The organism is Streptomyces sp. NRRL B-1347, from assembly GCF_000720325.1.
GTDB lineage: Bacteria > Actinomycetota > Actinomycetes > Streptomycetales > Streptomycetaceae > Streptomyces.
Genome location: NZ_JOJM01000268.1, coordinates 1 through 498 on the forward strand (window position 1 = coordinate 1; position 498 = coordinate 498).

1 pseudogene is annotated in these 498 nt (G+C 71.7%); it reads right to left on the reverse strand.

The window, feature by feature from the left end:
- Positions 1 to 498, reverse strand: a pseudogene (locus tag IG74_RS0144920) (phosphoketolase); the annotation flags it as partial.

Genomic DNA, 498 nt, shown 5'->3' on the forward strand with positions numbered 1-498 from the left:
GGCACCTGGTGGGCGCGCCAGGTGCCCTCGACGGGCTTGCCGTCCACGCTCGCGGGGCCGGTCCAGCCCTTCGGGGTGCGCAGCACGATCATCGGCCAGGGCGAGCGCTCGGCCTGGCTGTTCTCGCGAGCTTCCTGCTGGATGTGCGTGATGCGGTCGACGGCCTGGTCGAAGGCGGCGGCCATGGTGCGGTGCACGGTGTGCGGGTCGTCGCCGCTCACGTGCAGGGGTTCGTAGCCGTATCCGCGCAGCAGGGATTCGAGTTCGTCCTCGGGGAGGCGGGCCAGGAGCGTCGGGTTGGCGATCTTGTAGCCGTTGAGGTGCAGGACGGGCAGGACCGCGCCGTCGTGCACCGGGTCGAGGAACTTGGTGGAGTGCCAGGAGGTGGCGAGCGGTCCTGTCTCGGCCTCGCCGTCGCCGACGACGCAGGCGACGAGCAGGTGCGGGTTGTCGAACGCGGCGCCGTAGGCGTGCGCGAGCGAGTAGCCGAGCTCGCCG